The organism is Mesobacillus foraminis, assembly GCF_004340465.1.
Lineage (GTDB): Bacteria > Bacillota > Bacilli > Bacillales > Cytobacillaceae > Mesobacillus_B > Mesobacillus_B foraminis.
The window spans coordinates 357,872-375,188 of record NZ_SLVV01000007.1 but is presented as its reverse complement, the minus strand read 5'-3'; the positions used below and the strand labels follow the sequence as shown (position 1 = coordinate 375,188).

Sequence of the window (17,317 nt, the reverse complement as noted above, 5' to 3'; positions counted from 1 at the left end):
GCAATAAATACAGCCACTTTAAAAGTAAAAAGTCGCTCCGAAACGCCATTCGCTAAATTCTGTACCCCGGCTCCCACCACCCCGGGTTCGCTTATACAGAAATTTTAGGTACTCCTTTTCATCCCAGCAACATATGTAGTTTAATTTGAATAATAACCAAAATAAAAACGCTTGTCAATATCTACAGCTTGTCTTTAAACTTGTCAAGCTGATCCAGAAATTTTTTTGTTTTCAGGTAAAGACCTGAATACTCTTCGTAATAGGCGGTTATCACTTTTTTAAGCTCTGCCTTTGTTTCATCCTTTACAGAGATATTCCCAAGTCTCTTTAGATCAAGCAGATAAAAAAGACGCAGCAGGCGTACGGTGGCAGAGGATATTTTAAAGTGGTACGGGTCTTTTTCCAGACAGCGGTGACATAGCAGCCCGCCCTCCCGGATAGAAAAAGAAAAACTCCCCTCGGTGTTCCCGCAATTGGCACACTGATCAAGGACTGGATATATTCCCAGCACGTTCAGCATTTTGATTTCAAAAATATTCATCAGGATATCGAGATCATACCCCTCATTCATATATTGCAAAGTTTGAAAAAGGAGTTCGAACAAGTATGGATTAGGCTTTTTTTCTTCGGTACCCTTATCCAGCAATTCAATAATATAGCTGGCATAAGCCGTCAAGAAAATATCTTCGCGGATGCTTCTCATGGATGAAATCATTTCACCCTGCTGCAAGGTTCCTAACCCTCGTCCTCTCTGGATTAAAAAATGTCCGTAAGTAAAAGGCTGGGTGATGGCGGTAAGCCGGCTATTCGGCTTTTTTGCTCCCCTCGCCATCACACCAACCTTTCCCCACTCACGGGTATACAAGGTAACTATTTTATTTGTTTCTGCATAATCTGTAGTTCTTATAACGATGCCTTCACATTTTTCCAGCATCATCCTTCACCATCCATTGCTGGAGACAAACCTATGAGATGGGAAAATCAATTTCTGCTAGCTCTTCCTCCTGATTACCGGGTATTTCTCGTTTTTCCTGCTCCAATTCCTTGAAGAGGAGATAAGTGTCAATGTTACCTGTCTGCGAAAAAACTTTCCAGGTAAAATCCAACATCGAAAACCCCACCTTTCATTTATTCAACTAGCACTTCTTATCCCGAATCCTTATGAATATCATAGCCTGTCAAGCCGTTTTTCATGTTAGCTAAATATTGTAAACTTGCCGAGTGCATAAGCTGCCCGGCAATTCATCTATTTTTCCAACTCAGTACTCGTCGTCCCTGAAACCATAGTCCCTGAGATGTGTTGCCCTGTTTCTCCAGTCCTTTTGCACTTTTACCCACAGTTCAAGAAACACTTTTGTCCCCAGAAGATTTTCGATGTCCAGTCTGGCGCGTTTTCCGATTTCCTTGAGCATGCTTCCCTGTTTCCCAATTATAATACCTTTCTGGGAATCCCGTTCAACTATGATCGTCGCCATGACATGTACCGTATTATTTTCCTTCTTGCGTTCCATCTTTTCAATCAGGACAGCAAGGGAATGAGGAATTTCCTCCCGTGTCAGATGTAAAGCCTTCTCTCTTATAAGTTCTGATACAATAAACCTTTCCGGATGATCAGTAACCTGGTCGGCAGGATAATATTGAGGCCCTTCCGGAAGGTAATCCTTGATTGTCTCAAGAAGACGCTCTACATTATTTCCTTCAAGGGCTGAAATCGGTACAATTTCTTTGAATTCGTATTTTTCCTTATATCCCTCTATAATCGTTAAGAGCTTATCTGGATGGATTAAATCAATTTTATTGATAATTAAGAAGACAGGTGTCCGGACAGATTGAAGCTTTTCAATAATGAATTCTTCCCCTGGTCCGAACCCTTCCTCCGCATTGACCATGAACAGTACAAGATCAACTTCCTTAAGAGTATTCTGGGCTACCTTCATCATAAAGTCCCCAAGCTTGTGCTTTGGCTTATGAATGCCCGGAGTATCAATGAAAATAAGCTGGGAGTCCTGCTCTGTGAGCACACCCTGGACTTTATTTCGAGTGGTCTGCGGCTTGTCGCTCATAATGGCAATCTTCTGTCCGATTACCCGATTGAGGAAAGTGGATTTCCCGACATTCGGTCTCCCGATAATTGAAATGAATCCTGATTTATATTCCTGATTATTAGTGTTATTCATGTAAATCCTCCGGAGAAAATGCACCTGGCAGCAATTCTTCAACTGTTATTTCTTTAATATCCCCATTTAGATTTGTTAAAACCACCTTCATATCATTTGGGCACAGCTCTGAAATAACCTGGCGGCATGCCCCGCATGGAGAGACTGGGCGGTCAGTGTCCGCAATTACAGCAAGACCCTTAAACTTGCGGTCTCCTTGGGCATATGCGCTGAATATGGCAGTTCTCTCGGCACAGTTGCACATGCTGTAAGCTGCATTTTCAATATTGCAGCCTTGATATACTTTTCCGTCTTCTGTAAGGAGCGCAGCCCCGACCTGGAATTTGGAATATGGAACATAGGCCTTTTCCATTGCTTTTCTGGCTTCCTGGATTAACATTTTAATATCCATAAAGTATTCTTCCTTTCCATTATTTTACCTTATTTTGGCTGAAATTTCATTATTTTAATGAAAAAAGTATAAAAATTTTAAATTTTCTAAAATCTAGTCACTCTGTTCCCAACCTGCTTTGTTATTGTACTGAATTATGAAGACAGTTTCAATGCGAGCATAAAATAACGAAGAAAGCTGCCTCAGCAGACAGCTTTCAACTAAAAAGTACAAAGAGCTTTGGGATAAAAATCAACAAACCAATCACCATTGCAGCCACAGAAATTACTAAAACTGCACCTGCAGCCATATCCTTAGCCATTTTGGCAAGGGGATGAAAATCCCTTGTATAAAGGTCAACTGCTTTTTCAACGGCTGAGTTCATCAGTTCCGCCGAAAGAACACCGCCAATTGCCAGGGCAATGAGCATCCATTCTGTCTGGTCAATAGACAGAACTAAACCTAAAATAATCACAAGGACGGACATGGTTAAATGGATTTTCATATTTCGCTCTTGTCTGACCGAACCTGCAATTCCTTCAAAGGCACACCGGAAAGATTGTAAAAGCCCAGCCCTGCTGCGGGAACTTTTATCGCGCGAGTCCATACTCATCTAAAATTTCCCTTTGTCTTGAAAACATTTCTTTCTCTTCTTCTTCTGACATATGGTCATAGCCAAGCAAATGGAGGAATCCATGAACAGCCAGAAATCCAAGTTCCCGCATGAACGAGTGACTGTATTCTTCCGCCTGTTCCCTGGCCTTTTGGGTCGAGATGATAATATCACCCAGGATCCGGGGAATCCCGGCCCCAACTACTTTTATTTCACCTTCGCCTAATTCCTCTAGAGCAAACGAGATAACATCGGTTGGCCTGTCCTTTTCCCTGTATTCCCGGTTAATCTCATGGATTCGAGCATTTGAGACAAACGTTACAGAAACTTCACTTCCAGGCTCAACCTGCTCTTTAATGGCAGCAAACTGCAATAGCTTTTCTATTTCCGCTACTTGAGCCTCTGTCAATTCTTCTACCTCGTCAAAAATATCTATTTCCAGACTCATGCTTGTTTCACCTTCTGTTTAGTGATTTCCGGATATTCAATCCGGGAGTGGAATATACCTTTTAATGTTTCACACAATGTAAAAGCGACTGTTTCTAGTTCCTTCAAGGTTATATCACAATCGCTCAGCTGCCCGTCCTGCAGCCTGTCAGCAATTATATTCCTGACCAGTCCTTCAATCTGCTCCGGTGTCGGGCGGGACATCGACCTTACAGCAGCTTCGACACTGTCTGCAATGCCAATGACTGCTATTTCCTTCGTCTTTGCTTTAGGTCCCGGATAACGGAAATCCGCTTCCTTCACATCTGCACCATTTTGTTTTGCTTTATGGTAGAAGTATTTTAATAATGTCGTTCCATGATGCTGTTCGGCAATGTCAACAATTTCTTTTGGCATTTTATGCTTTCTGAGCATGTCTGCCCCATCCGTTGCATGGGCTATGATGATGTTCTTGCTTGTCAGCGGCGGTAATTTATCATGAGGATTTTCAATGTTCATTTGGTTTTCAATAAAGAATTGCGGACGTTTAGTCTTTCCGATGTCATGATAATAACAGCCCACTCTCGCAAGCAGCCCATTCCCTCCAATGGCTTCACATGCCGATTCCGCCAAATTTGCCACCATAACGCTATGATGATAAGTACCAGGAGCTTCAGTTAAGATCTTGCGAAGCAATGGATGATTAGGATTGGACAGTTCGATCAGCTTAATTGTCGACAATACCCCAAACCCTGCTTCAAAGAATGGCAACAGGCCAATGGTCAGCACCGCAGAACTGATGCCCGACAAAAAAGCCACTACTACATAGAATCCGTAATCCAGTCCGGAATATTGGCTGTTGCGCAATAAAACCAGCGAAATAATGATAAGAAGGTTCACAACCGAAACAAACAGCCCTGCTTGCAGAATCTTTGAGCGCTGGTTTTGTTTTTGCAAAAAAATAATTCCCGCAAGACCGCTGGCAACGATATAAATAGCTACCATAACATTCAATGTTCCGGCAATACCCTGATTGAAAATAATACTTCCGCAAATTCCAAGAATCACGGTCTGGAACAAAGCAAGGCGTTCATCTACCAGAATCTTGATTAACATCGCTCCCATCGCTGCCGGAAACACGTATCCCGCCTCGGAATACCCGTATTCCGTAAAAAGACTGATGAGTTTCATGATGAACAGGGCCATTACGAAAATCAGGCTGAAAATGAGCAGCTGCTTTTGCCTTTTTTCGGTTCTGTCCATTTCGTCAAAAATGAAAAACAGCGCAGCAAGGATAATGGCAATAATCATCATCAGACCCGCAAATGGCTTAAAAGAGCTGTCACTTTCGAGCAGGCCCGCCAGCTTCAGCTGCTCATAAACATCCCTGCTGATTAGTTTCCCCTCTTCGACAATAATTTGTCCTTCGAGTATTTTAACTGGTTCCACACTGTCAATTGCCTGCTGACGAAGCTCTTCCGTGGCATTCGGATCATAAAATTCATTCTGGATCACCGCGAAACGTCCAAGAGTTATTATAGCGTTCTTTAAACCGCTGTTGAGGCTTGTATATTTTAATTCTTCCTCAACCCGTTTTTTGGCATTTTCAACCTCATCCGCAGGGATGCGTTTACTCATAACATTATTTACTGCGGTAACTGTCAGGTCCTTCGCTATTGACAGTTCATTTGAGGAAGACTGTAGCATTGCCGTAAACGGCTGATCCGAAAGTTCCTTGGTAACCTCTTCGGTGAGTTTGTCCTTTAGTCTCTTTAGCTTCTCATCCAATGTTCCAGCAGCTGTGGTTTGTCCGCTGTCAGCTGTCTCTTCATTTGCTTTCTCATTCATTTCCGCTTTGATTTCGTTGTTAACCTCTGATACGGTATCAAAAATTGAAGTAATTAAATCAACCTGGTTTTGGGCATATTCCTTTTTTACAATATATACGTCCTGAACCTGGTCTACTGCCTCTTGCTTTTCTCTCTCGGTATTGACCTTGTCTTCGATCGTAATGGGGGACCGGATTGTCTGCTCTGCAACCGAAAATAGCGTCAGATCCAGTTTTTCAGGCTTCACATTACTATACATGGCAAAAAACATAATGATGCCCAGAGTTAGAAATAATAGAATACGGAAGAGCTTAATATTCAACAAATTCAATACCTTCGTAAAATGGGCCTGAAGCTTCTCCATTTCAAACCTCCTATCCCTGCCGGAATCCGGCCGGAAATAAGCAAATGGTAAAAATAAACTTAATTTGTTCCATCATAACAGTTTTTTTTAAAACTTTCATCTGCTATCCTGAAAACGCTTGAGATAAGGAGGAAAACATAGGAATACTTCATAAAAAAATAGCCCGCCAAGATGACGGACTACCTTTCTTCACTCTGTTTTTCATAAGCGTGGATGATCCTGGCTACAAGAGGATGTCTGACAACATCGGACTGCTCGAGATGAATGAAGGAAATGCCAGATACTCCATCCAGAATTTCTTCCGCCACGATCAGCCCGGACCTTACTCCTCTAGGCAAGTCAACCTGAGAGCTGTCCCCTGTTATGACCATCTTCGACCCGAAGCCAAGTCTGGTAAGGAACATTTTCATTTGAGCCTGGGTGGTATTCTGGGCTTCATCCAAAATAACAAATGCGTCATCAAGGGTTCTTCCTCTCATATAGGCCAGAGGCGCAATCTCGATGGTCCCTCTTTCAATCAGGCGCTGGGTATGCTCAGCACCGAGAATGTCATTGAGGGCATCGTAAAGGGGCCGCAAATATGGATCTACTTTTTCCTTTAGATCCCCCGGAAGAAATCCCAGGCTTTCCCCCGCTTCGACTGCCGGCCGGGTAAGGATAATCTTTGTGACATTTCCATTTTTCAGGGCATTGACAGCCATCACAACGGCAAGATAGGTCTTTCCAGTCCCCGCAGGACCCACACCAAATACTAGATCATGATTTTTGATTGCATCTATATAATACCGCTGTCCGAGCGTTTTAACCCTAACCGACTTCCCTTTAGAATTCTTCGCTATCTCCTCCTCATATAGATCCCGGAAGTATTCAAGAGTACCCTTTTCAGCCAGCTGGACGGCATAAACGACATCCCTCTGACTAATGGTGATTCCTTTACGGACTATTGACAGGAGGTTTTCAAGCACCGCACGGGCCATATCGATTTTTTCCGGTGCGCCCGACAGGCTTACCGTCTCTCCCCTGGTGACAATTGAAACACCGAACTCCTTTTCAACCACTTTCAGGTTGGTGTCGGAGTTGCCGAATAAAGCAATAGCTTCATCGGGGTTTGCTAGTTGAATTTCCATCGTTCTTAAGTCGTCTGTCATCTTCGTCTCCTTGGATTATAGGTTGGGCTTTTGCAATATCTTCAATTATTTGAAAATGAATGGATAGTCTTACTTTACCATTCTTTATTGATTGATGTAAAATCTCTTCCCCTTTAATAATAGCATCTTCAGGAATTCTGTTTTTTATATCCTTTCTTGCAAGATCTTTTGCACTTTTTATGGCCTCGTCTTTATTGTAGGTCCTGCTCACTTCCTCCTTTTCCCTAATTGTCTCATTGACAATCGTTACGGGGAGCTCCCACTTCAGCAGCTTTAAGGAATGATCAGAGGACTCAGTTTCGTATTCCTTAAATTGATGCTTGCCAAAACCCCAGAATGGAATCATTTTGCCTGCAATCTTAAAATAAAATTTCCGTTTTTCATTTCCGTTAAACACCTGGAAAGTTGTTTGAAGCGGAAGCTCAACACGGGATTTATACCAGGTCTCTCCAAGAATTTCCCCCCTTGCAGGCACGGGCTGCTTTTCCTCCTCTTTCCCGATCAGTCCAGACACTAAAAGCTGTCCCGGCTGCACATAATCATTTAGCTGGACAACTTGCTCCCCCTCTTCAACAAACATTTTTACGATCAATGCTTTTTTGGTGGAAACGAGATTCTGCGGGCCATACACTTTTGGCTTGTCTGGCTCTTCTTTCTCAACAACCTGAAAATGATAGGTTGTCCCCTTCAGCTCTACTCCTACCCATGTTAGGGCCTTTACGTTATCAGTTAAGTCACGCTGAATCGCATCTACATTATCCATCATAAATTGGAGCTTCCCGATTTTAACTCCCATTTTGGTTAACTCTTTCCTGATCTGGTGCTCGGTTGCAGGGCTTGCTCCTTTTATTTCAATTCCCCAAACCATATTGGACAAAAACATGAGGATGATAAAAAAAGCAGCAGCACCAAACAGAAAACCGCTGTTTGTCCATAATTTCCTTAAAAAGAAGGGGCCGCCCGCCCGCTCAATGAAGCGTATGCTGCACTTACTCGACCTGGCAGGCACCCTTATTTTTTTTACGTCTACTAGCTTTATTTGAAAAGTGACTGCTTCCGTACCATGCCTCTTCACATTCCACACACGGATGCCACTTCGGGTTAACTGATTTAAAAACCTTTCAATCCCTTTGCCCATTACTTTAACCCGGACAACACCACTTATTACATCCAGCCATTGATTTTTCATACCCTTCCTCCTGAATCATTCATTGATATATATCACCTGGTCGATTTTCCCTTCCAATAATATCTCCTCGGGCAAAATCGTCTTAATGACGAAAGCCTTCCCCTTTACCAGGAGCTGGCCTTGCTTAAGGAGCAAGCGGAGTTCCTTGTCTGAGAAAGCCAACAAACCCCGGTGGTTCTCAATGTATATATGAATATGTCCTATCATGGTGATTCGAGGGAGATCCATCATGACATCGGGAGGAAGATCCATTTTCTGGGTCATCCAGTTCCTTATAAGCTGGCTCCATTTTTTTGCCATAAAAAAAAGAACCCCCTTTCATCTCATATGTATGAGTTGAAAAGGGGTTCTAGCACTCCTTTTTAACAAGTTCACTGCTGTCTGGCAGTCATCTACCTGCGCACCATTGGACGATGAGGCCTCTTCGCCCTGGGTGGTCCCAGAACCTCGGACCATACAATCCCCTCAATGAGACGGTTCGCTTCGGGTTTAAGAGTAATACCAGCTTTTTCATCCCTATTCTTTCTGTTTTCTGCTTCTGAAAGAGCTTCCTTGGGAGCGGAAGAATGCATCCGAGGAGAAACACTCGCCGAATGGGCCTTTTTATTTTGATAGTCTTCCTGTAAATCTGCCTGCTTCAAAGATGGCCTGGTGCCTGACTCGGGCGGCAGTTTTTTAGCCATTGCAGGCTTTGCCTTTGCCTCAGAGGCATTGCTTTCAGCTCGAGGTTTAGGTGTTTGCCCGTTCCAGACAGGCTTTTGGCCAGGTTCCCTCCTATCAGGACGCGCTGGGCGTCCCGGCCTGTTCTGATCCTTACTCTCATCTTTAAATTTGCTGAAGAGAGTAGAAATCAGACCTATGATAATAGCAATAAAAACGGGATTATCCAACAGGATTTCCATTGGAAAGACCCCCTTTCGCATCCAGAGTAACGTTAGGCATCTTGATTATCGTCTTTTTTGCCGCCGGACAGCTTCCCGAAGGAATCCCTCATATCGGTATCGGCAGAGATATTCTGGATGTTCATGTAATCCATCACACCAATATTCCCTTCTCTCAAGGCTTCAGCCATTGCCAATGGCACGGTGGCTTCAGACTCAACTACCTTCGCTCTCATTTCCTGAACACGCGCTTTCATTTCCTGTTCCTGTGCTACTGCCATCGCTCTTCTTTCTTCCGCTTTTGCCTGTGCTATTTTTTTATCTGCTTCAGCCTGTTCAGTCTGGAGCTCAGCACCAATGTTTTTGCCGATGTCGACATCCGCAATGTCAATCGAGAGAATTTCAAATGCTGTACCTGCGTCCAGTCCCTTGGAAAGTACTGTCTGGGAAATCATGTCCGGGTTCTCGAGTACCTTTTTATGGTTTTCGGAAGATCCAATAGTTGAGACAATCCCTTCACCTACACGTGCGACGACAGTATCCTCACCAGCACCCCCGACAAGTCTCTCGATGTTGGCTCTCACTGTAATCCTTGCTTTCGCTTTTACCTCAATGCCGTCCATCGCCACACCAGCGATAAAAGGAGTTTCAATCACTTTTGGGTTAACACTCATCTGTACAGCTTCAAGCACATCACGGCCCGCCAGGTCAATTGCAGCGGCCCTTTCAAATGAAAGTTCAATATTTGCCCGGTGGGCTGCAATCAGGGCATTTACTACCCGGTCGACATTTCCCCCGGCAAGATAATGGCTTTCAAGCTGATTCGTTGTCACATTCAAGCCCGCTTTATGTGCCTTAATAAGCGGATTGATTACCCTGCTGGGAATAACCCTTCGGAGCCTCATCCCGATCAATGTAAAAATACTCACCCTTACACCAGCAGCCAGCGCCGATATCCACAGCATGACTGGCACAAATGTAAACAGGACGCCGAGCAAAATAAGGCCCAGCACTACTGCGATTAATAGAAAAATAGTACCTGATGTCATTAATCATTTCCTCCATTCTCTTGATCCGGTTCCTCCCGGACTACAATTCGAGATCCTTCTGTTTTAACAATTTTAATTTTTACCCCTTTTTGAATAAAACTGCCTTCGCTAACGACATCAATCCGCTCGCCATTAACCTCTACGGTCCCTGCCGGGCGCAACGCCGTCAGTGTAACACCTTTCAGCCCAATCAGGTCGGTCCTGTTCTTGTTTGATACATAACCCAGATCAGTGCTAGTAGAATCCTTTAAAATAATTTTCCTAAACAGCTTCATTCTTTTCCCCAACACCTTTACCATCAATATGGAAACGATTATTGACGCACTTATGGCGATAAGCAGGGATATCCCCATATGGACTGCATCACCCGAAGCCAGGAATAGACTCGAAACGATTGCAATAAATCCAATTCCTCCCGCAATTCCGCCCGGCAAGAAAAATTCCAGGAGCACCAGGACAACTCCGGCAATAAACAGGATGATTGCTTCATATCCTGCCAAACCGGCCACTAAATGCCCGTAAAAAAATAACATCAATGATGAAAGGCCCATAAATCCGGGAATTCCAAAACCTGGTGAATAAAGTTCAAGGACAAGACCCAGGCTGCCTATTGTAAGCAGGATAGGGACAACAACCGGATTTGTAATAAACCTTGCCGCCTTCTCGGCAAAGCTTTCATCCACTGTTCTAATGTTTGCCTGTTCAAATCCCAGTTTTTCGGTCAGTTCATGCATATTTTTGACCGTACCCTCTGAATAGCCAACTTCCAGAGCCTGTTCAGCGGTCAATGTCAACAGTTCTCCTTTTCCCGCGCCGTATTCAGGAAGGTCGATCTCCTCGTCGGCCATCGCAAGAGCATAAATAGGATCCCTGCCGGATTCAGCAGCAGCGCTTCTCATAGCTGCAAACCAATAGGATTCAGCTTTTTTACCAGCCGTATTCCCGTTCTGGTCAATGATGGCAGCAGATCCCATCACACTTCCAGGCACCATATAGATTTCATCTGTATTTAAGGAGATATAGGCGCCTGCAGACAATGCCTGTTTATTGATGAAGGCAATTGTCTGTATATCAGTTGAAGTCAGGAGTTTGCCTATTTCGCCCGCAGCATCCACTGCGCCGCCCGGAGTGTTTATCTCAAAAATGATGGCTGCCGCACCGTTCTCTTCTGCTTCCGAGACAGCTCTTTTTAAAAATGAGAAAAGTCCTTTTTCTACTGTCTCTTCCACCGGGACAACATAGACTGTTTCACCTTCAGCAGATCCGTTTACCGGGAAAGCAGCTGAAAAGAACAATATGGCCAAAAAGGGCAAAAAAAACATCCGGCAAAGTTTCAAATCCAATCCTCCTTTCCATCCAAAAATAACTGCTGCCTTTATCTACGTTCTTATCGGCAAATGGTTTCATTTTGTTTTATTCATAGGCAGCCTGCACTGATATGTATATCCTTATCATAGCACAGGCATGCTCAAAAAACGAACACAGTAAAAAGGCCGGCAGCTCTTCGCTGTCGGCCTTGTTCATTTTTTTATGAAAGGTGTTGTTGTACAAGTTTGTTGACGAGTGATCCGTCCGCTTTGCCTTTTACCTTAGGCATAATGGCAGCCATCACTCTTCCCATATCCGCTTTGGACGATGCCCCGGTTTCAGTGATGGATTCTTTGACTATTTCTGTCAATTCATCTTCACTCAGCTGCTTGGGCATGTACACTTCAACATGGGATAGTTCATTTCGCAACTTTTCCACAAGGTCCTCACGACCTGCTTTTTCAAATTCCTGGAGGGAATCTTTGCGTTGTTTTAATTCGCGAGAAAGTACGGTCAACTCTTCCTCTTCGGACAAGTCTTGTTTCCCGAGCTTGATAGCTTCGTTCTGTAAAGACGATTTAAGCATCCGAATTGATGTGAGTTTGTCTTTTTCCTTGTTCTTCATCGCTTGGACAATATCTTTATTTAAACGCTCGAGAAGACTCAATTGATTCCACCCTCTCTTAGAACTTGCGTTTTCTGGCAGCTTCAGACTTTTTCTTACGCTTTACACTAGGCTTTTCGTAGAATTCGCGCTTTCTAGCTTCTTGAATTGTACCTGATTTAGATACAGTACGTTTGAAGCGTCGAAGAGCATCTTCAAGCGATTCGTTTTTGCGAACAACAGTTTTAGACATTCTCTTTCCCTCCCTCCGAACACAACACACTTACATGAAAACACATGGAAACCATGTACCTTGCAATTATAATATAACACCCCGGTCAGGTCAACTGTAATTCTTTAATGAATTATATTATTTATTAACCTGGATTAATTCAAATAGAATCTGCATGTCCACCTTTAATTTTCATAGACATAGAGGAAGGGGGGGTTCTATGGTTTACGTTGCTTTATTTATCTTATGTATTGCTATGTTCCTCGGGGGAATGACGCTGATGAGGAAGGGACTGTTCAGCCTGTCTGCCGGGTCAATGAGACACTGGCTTGCCGGGATGACCGATGCACCATGGAAAGGGCTTCTTGCAGGAACCATAATTACAGCTCTCCTGCACAGCAGCTCTGCAGTCATGGTTATTACCATTGGCCTAATATCAGCCGGGATGCTGACTTTCAGGCAGTCTATCGGAATTATTCTCGGTTCAAATATCGGAACCACTTTTACCTTGGAGATGATTACCTTTAATATCGACTTGTTCATTATCCCCATGGCTATCATTGGGGCGGGATTAATGGTAGTGAAAAGGCCAAGCTACCAAAAAACTGGATGGGTCTTATTTGGAATGGCCGCCGTATTTGCAGCCATGCGCGGCTTTTCTTATTTGGCCTTTCCCTTAACCAGCCTTCCACAGGTTGAACAGGCACTAATCATTTTAAATGACAGCCCTTACTTAAGCCTGGGGGCTGGAGCAATCCTGACCGCAATCATTCAGTCCAGTACGGCTATGACCGGAATCATCATGAGCTTTTTATCAGAGGGAACAATTGAATTCCCTGCCGGGCTTGCTATGATGATTGGCGCGAATATTGGGACATGCGCAACGGCACTTCTGGCATCAACAGGTGCAGGAAAGGAAGCAAGATTAACAGCTTATGCCCATCTCTGGCTTAATGTGTCTGGGACCCTCCTGTTTCTTCCTTTTATCGATGACTATGCGACGATTGCTCCTGCAACCGCGCATCGCTTAGATGTTCAGCTGGCCCATGCAAGCGTAGTGTTTAACGTTCTCTCTTCATTCCTGGTTCTCCCATTTGCAGATCAGTTCGGCAAGGCGATTATTTTCCTGCATGGGAGGCCTAAGCCTCGGAAATAAAAAACGCAGAGTTAAAGCTCTGCGTTTAATAATCTGATTCTCCCACAATACCATTGACAATTGCTGCACCTGAACTGGCGCCAATCCTGGTAGCACCGGCATCAATCATTTTTTTAGCGTCCTCGGGACTTCTCACTCCTCCTGAAGCCTTTACCCCTATGTCCGGTCCAACCGTATTTCTCATTAAGGTGACATCCTCCACTGTAGCTCCCCCATCTGAAAACCCAGTCGAAGTTTTAACAAAGTCTGCACCTGCTTTAACTGCAAGCTTGCACGCACGAATCTTCTCATCATCCGTCAACAGGCTTGTTTCAATGATAACCTTTGTTAAGGCTTTCCCTTTGGCAGCTTCTGTTACAGCGCGTATATCCCTTTCAACCCGTTCATCGTCACCGCTCTTCAATGCACCAATGTTGATGACCATGTCCACTTCCTCAGCACCATGCTCGATCGCAGTTTTCGTTTCGTACGCTTTTGTTTCATAGGTATTGGCTCCCAGAGGAAAACCAATCACTGTACAGGTTTTTACACCGCTGCCCTTTAATATGCTGCTGCAATATTTTACCCAGCAAGGATTCACACATACCGATGCAAACCTGTATTCCTTCGCTTCCTCACATAATTGCCTGATTTGCTCCTCCGTTGCATTTGCCTTCAGCAGGGTATGATCAATCATTCCAGCTATGTTATTTTGAGTTGTCATTCAGGGCTCCCCTTTCACTGATTACTTAAAATACTTTACTAGCATTCCTTTACCATTTACCCAGCATACGCAAAAAGGAACTGCCATAAGGCAATTCCTTTTCGATTAAATGACTGCTTTTTCAACAGTGAGGGACTCTTGATCCAGAACCCGGATAAATTGACCCTGGTTATATGGGTATCCTGCTTTAGAAATTTTCACTCTAACAATTTGACCAATCATATCTTCCGTTGCAGGAAGAATCACTTTAAGGTAATTGTCAGTATAACCTACGAACAGACCGTCTTCCTCCTTGAACTGTTCTTCCGGAATTACTTCCAGGACCTCGCCTTCGAATTGGGAGGCATACTCCTTGGCCAATTGATCGGATAAGGCAATCAACCGATGGACCCGTTCGTTCTTTACGTCTTCATCGATCTGGTCTTCCATACGGGCAGCTGGAGTTCCGGTTCGTTTGGAGTAAGGGAATACGTGAAGTTCTGAAAACTTATGCTCTTTTATAAAGTTATAAGTCTCCATGAACTCTTCCTCCGTTTCACCAGGAAAGCCAACAATCACGTCCGAAGTTACAGCAAGCCCTGGAAGAACCTCTTTCAGGCGATTCAAGCGCTCACCGAAAAATTCCATGGTGTATTTGCGGCGCATTCGTTTTAAAACGGTATCTGAACCGGACTGAAGCGGGATATGAAGGTGACGGACAATAATGTTCGAACGGTCAATGACATCAATCACTTCATCAGTGATCTGACTTGCTTCAATTGAAGAAATCCGCAGGCGTTTTAATCCTGTCACATTCGCTTCAAGGTCGGAAAGCAAGGATGCAAGATTATAATCCTTCATGTCCTCACCATATCCGCCAGTATGAATTCCTGTCAGGACAATCTCTTTGTATCCTGCATCCACGAGCTGCTGTGCCTGCCGGATTACTTCCTGCGGATCGCGGGACCTCATCAGACCGCGTGCCCATGGAATGATACAAAAGGTGCAAAAATTATTGCAGCCTTCCTGGATTTTAAGGGAAGCCCTCGTCCTGTCCGTAAATGCCGGGACATCCAGCTCCTCATAGACACGATTCTTCATGATATTACGGACGCCATTGATTGGCTGGCGTTCTACTTTAAACTGTTCAATATAGTCGAGCATTTTTACTCTGTCCTGAGTGCCAACAACCACGTCCACACCAGGAATGGCCATAATTTCAGCTGGCGAAGTCTGTGCATAGCACCCAGTTACACAAATAACGGCATCCGGGTTTTTACGGACAGCCCGGCGAATGACCTGGCGGCTTTTTTTATCACCGGTATTTGTGACTGTGCAGGTATTTATGACATATACATCCGCTGTTGATTCAAATTCAACACGATCATAATTTTGTTCTTTAAATAATTGCCAAATTGCCTCGGTTTCATAATGGTTTACTTTACAGCCGAGCGTATGGAAAGCCACTGTAGGCATAGTATTCACCTCATTAATTCAAAATGATAGGACGCGGCTGACAGTGTGTAAAGCGGAGCCGTTTCAGTCCTTAGTATTCGAGGGCCGAGTGCACATGAAACAAACCCTGCCTCTTTTAGGGAGTCTACTTCCCCCTCTGTCAAGCCTCCTTCTGGTCCAAAAACACACAGAATGGATTCATTCTGCTTTGCCTGGCCGAAAATATCGGCAAGCGCGGAAGCTTCACCTTTTCTGGCTTCTTCCTCATAAGCAATTAATTTATATTGGAAGTCCGGTGCAATCTTGAGCAATGCCTTAAAGGTCAGCGGTGCATGAACCTCCGGAATGGAACTGCGGTGGGATTGTTCTGCAGCTTCTTTAGCAATTTTTTGCCAGCGTTCAAGCTTTTTGACGCTCTTTTTTTCATCCCATTTGACAACAGAACGGGCTGCAATAAAAGGGACAAACCCAAATGCACCAAGCTCCGTGCCTTTCTGGATGATCCACTCCAATTTGTCCCCTTTAGGCAGTCCGCTCGCAATTGTCATTCGTACCGGAAGTTCAGAAGACTCTTCAATCCATTTTACAACGTTCGCGACAGCTTTTTCAGAGGTAATTTCTGCAATCTCGCATAAGGCACTGGCCCCATTGGGATTTACACAGATAATTTGGTCGCCCGTCTTCATTCTCATGACTCTGACGATATGATGGAAATCATCCTCCAGTATCTCATACTTCCCATCCTCGGCGGGCCTGGTGACAAAATAACGCTGCATGAATGCACCTTCCTTTTTTCTCTAAAGAAATCATCTTTGCTTTTACTGATACAATCAAAATCTTCCATGCAGAAAAAAGGGGTCAAAGAAATACCCCTTTTCTGCAAAAAGCTTATTTCTTGGCAATAATGGCAACCCAGTCTTCCATCGTGATGATTTCTTGAATTTTAAACCCTGAATGAACTATAGCATTCCTTACCTCATCCTTCTTCTGCTGGATGATTCCCGAAGCAATAAAAAATCCGTCTTTTTTTACAATTTTGCTTGCATCATCAACAAAACGAAGGATTACCTCGGCAAGAATATTTGCAACAACAATATCGGCACGCCCGTCAATTCCATCGAGCAGGTTGTTTTGGCGAACTGTGACCGCATCCTGCACCTTGTTAAGCTTTACGTTTAGTCGTGCCACATTTACAGCTACTTCATCAAGGTCAAGAGCTGTAATGTCCCCTGCACCAAGTTTTGCTGCGGCGATGCTGAGAACCCCGGAACCAGTCCCTACATCGACGATTGTATCGCCTTTCTTAACAGTTCGTTCTAGTGCCTGGATGCAGAGTACCGTTGTTGGGTGAGTCCCCGTACCGAAAGCCATGCCCGGATCAAGCTCAATAATCAGTTCATCACTATGAACAGGAGTATACTCTTCCCACGTGGGAACAATTGTGAACTTTTCCGATATCTTGACTGGATTGTAGTACTTTTTCCATGCTGTCGCCCATTCTTCTTCATTAACTTCACTGATTGTAACCCTGTTTTTCCCAATATCGATATTATAGATTATTAAATTATTAATAGCCGATTTAATCTCTTCAACGGTTTCGCCAAGGAAGCTGTTGACTGGAAGATAGGCTTTAATAATGACGCCTTCCTCAGGGTAATCGTCAGGATTAAGCTGATAAATTTCTCCGAACTGGTCCTCTCTCTCTTTAACTAGCTCAAACGGATCTTCAATGACGACCCCGCTTGCCCCTGCTTCATGTAAAATATGAGAGATTGGCTCAATGGCTTCATTAGTTGTTAAAATGCCGATTTCAGACCACTTCATAAACTCGCTC

General features: G+C 44.0%; 20 protein-coding genes and 1 other annotated feature (1 of these 21 only partly in view). Of the genes, 1 reads left to right on the top strand and 19 read right to left on the bottom strand.

Annotated elements, in window-relative coordinates:
• Positions 1-134, bottom strand: a binding site (T-box leader) (it extends 40 nt beyond the left edge of the window).
• A 47-nt stretch (positions 135-181) separates the two neighbouring features.
• The 15 genes from recO to rpsU all read right to left on the bottom strand — a co-directional run bounded on the left by recO (position 182) and on the right by rpsU (position 12,211).
• Positions 182-934: a DNA repair protein RecO gene (recO, locus tag EV146_RS15025; RefSeq protein ID WP_121613943.1), complete on the bottom strand. Its 753-nt coding sequence runs from the start codon at positions 932-934 to the stop codon at positions 182-184.
• A gap of 31 nt (positions 935-965) precedes the next feature.
• A complete protein-coding gene (locus EV146_RS15020) occupies positions 966-1,109 on the bottom strand; it encodes a YqzL family protein (protein WP_121611726.1) in 144 nt (47 codons plus the stop codon).
• Positions 1,110-1,259: 150 nt separating this feature from the next.
• Positions 1,260-2,177 (bottom strand): GTPase Era, encoded by a 918-nt coding sequence (era, locus tag EV146_RS15015; RefSeq protein WP_132007627.1) that lies wholly within the window; start codon positions 2,175-2,177, stop codon positions 1,260-1,262.
• Positions 2,170-2,568: a cytidine deaminase gene (locus EV146_RS15010; protein WP_121611722.1), complete on the bottom strand. Its 399-nt coding sequence runs from the start codon at positions 2,566-2,568 to the stop codon at positions 2,170-2,172. The genes era and EV146_RS15010 overlap by 8 nt, the downstream gene beginning before the upstream one ends.
• 196 nt (positions 2,569-2,764) lie before the next feature.
• On the bottom strand, positions 2,765-3,154 hold the full coding sequence (locus EV146_RS15005) for a diacylglycerol kinase family protein (RefSeq protein ID WP_338419216.1): 390 nt from the start codon (positions 3,152-3,154) through the stop codon (positions 2,765-2,767).
• Complete coding sequence (ybeY, locus tag EV146_RS15000) at positions 3,138-3,608, bottom strand: rRNA maturation RNase YbeY (RefSeq protein WP_132007624.1); 471 nt, start codon at positions 3,606-3,608, stop codon at positions 3,138-3,140. The genes EV146_RS15005 and ybeY overlap by 17 nt, the downstream gene beginning before the upstream one ends.
• A complete protein-coding gene (locus tag EV146_RS14995) occupies positions 3,605-5,779 on the bottom strand; it encodes an HD family phosphohydrolase (protein WP_121611716.1) in 2,175 nt (724 codons plus the stop codon). Before EV146_RS14995 ends, ybeY begins: the two co-directional genes overlap by 4 nt.
• A 179-nt stretch (positions 5,780-5,958) precedes the next feature.
• Positions 5,959-6,927 (bottom strand): PhoH family protein, encoded by a 969-nt coding sequence (locus EV146_RS14990; RefSeq protein WP_121611714.1) that lies wholly within the window; start codon positions 6,925-6,927, stop codon positions 5,959-5,961.
• Positions 6,878-8,116 carry a sporulation protein YqfD gene (gene yqfD / locus EV146_RS14985; protein ID WP_132007621.1) on the bottom strand — a complete coding sequence of 413 codons (1,239 nt, stop codon included), beginning with the start codon at positions 8,114-8,116 and terminating at the stop codon, positions 6,878-6,880. Before yqfD ends, EV146_RS14990 begins: the two co-directional genes overlap by 50 nt.
• A gap of 15 nt (positions 8,117-8,131) precedes the next feature.
• The gene (yqfC, locus tag EV146_RS14980) at positions 8,132-8,416 is read right to left on the bottom strand and encodes a sporulation protein YqfC (protein ID WP_121611710.1); all 285 of its coding nucleotides are present in this window, start codon (positions 8,414-8,416) and stop codon (positions 8,132-8,134) included.
• 92 nt (positions 8,417-8,508) lie between these two features.
• Positions 8,509-9,018 (bottom strand): hypothetical protein, encoded by a 510-nt coding sequence (locus tag EV146_RS14975; protein ID WP_132007618.1) that lies wholly within the window; start codon positions 9,016-9,018, stop codon positions 8,509-8,511.
• Positions 9,019-9,050: 32 nt separating this feature from the next.
• A complete protein-coding gene (gene floA / locus EV146_RS14970) occupies positions 9,051-10,046 on the bottom strand; it encodes a flotillin-like protein FloA (protein WP_121611705.1) in 996 nt (331 codons plus the stop codon).
• A complete protein-coding gene (locus tag EV146_RS14965; RefSeq protein WP_132007730.1) occupies positions 10,046-11,368 on the bottom strand; it encodes an NfeD family protein in 1,323 nt (440 codons plus the stop codon). Before EV146_RS14965 ends, floA begins: the two co-directional genes overlap by 1 nt.
• Before the next feature lie 206 nt (positions 11,369-11,574).
• Positions 11,575-12,021, bottom strand: a complete 447-nt coding sequence (locus EV146_RS14960) for a GatB/YqeY domain-containing protein (RefSeq protein ID WP_121611704.1) — start codon at positions 12,019-12,021, stop codon at positions 11,575-11,577.
• 16 nt (positions 12,022-12,037) lie between these two features.
• Positions 12,038-12,211, bottom strand: a complete 174-nt coding sequence (gene rpsU, locus EV146_RS14955) for a 30S ribosomal protein S21 (RefSeq protein ID WP_015595024.1) — start codon at positions 12,209-12,211, stop codon at positions 12,038-12,040.
• Between the two features lie 199 nt (positions 12,212-12,410).
• Here rpsU and EV146_RS14950 point away from each other — a divergent pair, with 199 nt between their 5' ends.
• Positions 12,411-13,346, top strand: a complete 936-nt coding sequence (locus EV146_RS14950; RefSeq protein WP_121611701.1) for a Na/Pi symporter — start codon at positions 12,411-12,413, stop codon at positions 13,344-13,346.
• Between the two features lie 25 nt (positions 13,347-13,371).
• Here EV146_RS14950 and deoC read toward each other — a convergent pair whose 3' ends face one another.
• From deoC to prmA, 4 genes are all read right to left on the bottom strand, one after another.
• Positions 13,372-14,049, bottom strand: a complete 678-nt coding sequence (gene deoC / locus EV146_RS14945) for a deoxyribose-phosphate aldolase (RefSeq protein ID WP_132007615.1) — start codon at positions 14,047-14,049, stop codon at positions 13,372-13,374.
• Between the two features lie 105 nt (positions 14,050-14,154).
• On the bottom strand, positions 14,155-15,504 hold the full coding sequence (gene mtaB / locus EV146_RS14940) for a tRNA (N(6)-L-threonylcarbamoyladenosine(37)-C(2))-methylthiotransferase MtaB (RefSeq protein WP_121611697.1): 1,350 nt from the start codon (positions 15,502-15,504) through the stop codon (positions 14,155-14,157).
• Between the two features lie 5 nt (positions 15,505-15,509).
• Complete coding sequence (locus tag EV146_RS14935) at positions 15,510-16,259, bottom strand: 16S rRNA (uracil(1498)-N(3))-methyltransferase (protein WP_132007612.1); 750 nt, start codon at positions 16,257-16,259, stop codon at positions 15,510-15,512.
• Between the two features lie 112 nt (positions 16,260-16,371).
• Positions 16,372-17,307: a 50S ribosomal protein L11 methyltransferase gene (prmA, locus tag EV146_RS14930; protein ID WP_132007609.1), complete on the bottom strand. Its 936-nt coding sequence runs from the start codon at positions 17,305-17,307 to the stop codon at positions 16,372-16,374.
• Between the last annotated feature and the right edge of the window lie 10 nt (positions 17,308-17,317).